General features: G+C 74.8%; 2 protein-coding genes. Both read right to left on the bottom strand.

Translation table 11 applies throughout. The features are described from left to right. Nucleotides 1–1,961, bottom strand: a 1,961-nt coding sequence (locus PROKR_RS35755) for a DUF4962 domain-containing protein (RefSeq protein ID WP_084800591.1), incomplete at its 3' end; no start/stop codon positions are given. Continuing rightward, a partial coding sequence (locus tag PROKR_RS35760) for a hypothetical protein (protein WP_036967153.1) occupies nt 1,954–2,151 on the bottom strand: 198 nt, incomplete at its 5' end. The genes PROKR_RS35755 and PROKR_RS35760, both read right to left, overlap by 8 nt.

Genomic DNA, 2,151 nt, shown 5'->3' on the forward strand with positions numbered 1-2,151 from the left:
CGGGCCTGCGCCGTCACGCCGTCGACGTCGATCACGCCGTCCGGGCCGGCGAGGTACGCGACCTCCCCCGCGCCGAGGTCGACCGCGACACCGGCGCGTGCGGGCAGGAGCCGGGCCGCCGGGTTGGCCGCGGCATCCGTACGGAAGGCGTCGAACGGCTCGATCACGGTCACGGCCAGCAGGTCACGGGCGGGCGGCGGTGTCACCCGCAGGGTGTGCAGGCGCCGCGTGACCACGAGGTCGGGCGTGCTGGAGGTGGGGTTGGCCTCGACCTCGGTCACGACCCGCTCGGACCTGGCACCCGGCGCGTACGTCGTGAGCCACGCCCCCGCCCGCCCGTTGCGGAGCTCGTTCGAGAGGGCGCCCGGCTCCGGCGCCGTCGCCTCCTGCGCCGGGTGGTCGGCGTGGAACAGCAGCGTCCACGTGCGCGAGCGCGTGGCCCGTCCCCGGTCCACGACCACGGTGCGGCCCGACGGCAGCACCGCGACCGTGCGCTCCAGGGTCTCGACGCCGAGCTCCTCGGGATACATGCGGGCGGTGCGCGCCCGGCCGTGCAGGAACCCGCCCTCGGCCAGGACATCGGCCATGTCGGCGGTCCGGTTCGGCGGGGCGTCCGCGTACACGTGGTAGCGGCCCTCCCCCGCGAAACCCTGTCCGTCCACCAGCACGAGGTTGTGGTGCCCGGCGCGCTTGCGGTTCGAGTAGCCCTCGTCGACCAGGAGCCAGGCGCCGCGCGAGGCCAGCACGAACGAGCCGGCGTCGGGGTGGTGGTGGCCGGCGCTCAGGGTGTCCCACCCGTGCTCGGCGTCGAGGCGGCGCGAGGTCTCCCAGGCCGTGTGCCCGCCGCCAGGCGAGGACTTGAACGACAGCAGCGTCGCGTCGTCGTCCCACGAGGTGCGGTGCACCAGCAGGCCGAGGTCGTCGAACGCGGCCTGCGTGGGTACCGACCCTGCCGGGTCGACGGGCGCGACGGCGGCGTCGTACCAGAGCAGCTCGGCCCATGCCTCGGGCAGCACGCCCGGGCGGACGCCGCTCTCGTACGCCTCGCGCCAGAAGAAGCGGTCCGCGACGGTGTCGGCGAGCCACTGCGCCTCACCGAGGCCGTACCGCGCGGCGAGGATCCGGTACAGCGCGACGCTGTGCCCGCTGCGCCGGTCGTGGCAGTCGCCGTGGTCCACGATCTCCTCGTAGCCGGGCGCGGCCTGGTGCAGCCGGTACCAGAACGTGTTCGCGAGGAACCCGCAGCGGTCCCACCAGTCGACGCCCTCGGTGTGCTGGAGCAGGTCGAGGTACGTCGCGAGCCACGGCACGCCGTAGCGCCAGTACACGACGCCCTCCATGTCGGAGCCGTCCGCCGGCAGCACGTCCACGACGGTCGAGAACGCGGCCTTGGCCCGCTCGGTCCAGGCCCGCTCACCGAGCGCGTAGCCCACGGCCGCCAGCCCCGTGTGGCAGATCCAGTGGTGGTTCTGCCAGAACGAGCTGCTCCACCACGAGCCCTCGCTCGCCACGGCGAAGGCGTACAGCCGACCACCCTGCAGCGCGAGCTTGGCGCGCAGCAGCTCCGAACGCTCCGGCCCCAGGTCGTCGCCCAGCCAGGTGTAGGCCAGCGACAGCCCGTGCAGGATCCACCCGGCGTCGAGGTCGTGGTCGGGCATGTGCGCCCGGCCCCAGTGCTCGAACGAGAGCGCCGCCGAGATCCAGCGCCACGCCTCCTCCAGGTAGTGCTCCTGCCCCGTCAGGCGGTAGGCGAGCGCGAGGTTCGCGGCCGCCGGGCCCAGGAAGGTGATGCTCGCCAGCGGGTGCTCCGCGGGCGGCGCGGTGCGCCGGTAGAGGTCGCACTGCTCGGCGAGGCGGCGCCACTGCGGTGCGAGGTCGCCGGTCAGGCGCGAGCGCAGGTCCGCCAGGCGCGCGTCGTCGAGCAGGAGCATCCGGGGCGCCGGCCGTAGCGCGTCAGCCATGGGTCACCTCGGCCGGCAGCGGGTGGACGTCGACGCGGCCGTCGGCGCACCGCACCCGGACCTCGGCCGTGTCCAGGCCGAGCAGCTCGGCACCCGCACCGGGGCCGGTGCGGAACACCGACACCCACAGGGCCGCCGTCGCGTCGTGCGCCGTCCAGTCGACGTGGGCGCGCTCACGCTGCGGGTCGTC

The sequence above is a fragment of the Promicromonospora kroppenstedtii DSM 19349 genome, assembly GCF_000515355.1.
GTDB lineage: Bacteria > Actinomycetota > Actinomycetes > Actinomycetales > Cellulomonadaceae > Promicromonospora > Promicromonospora kroppenstedtii.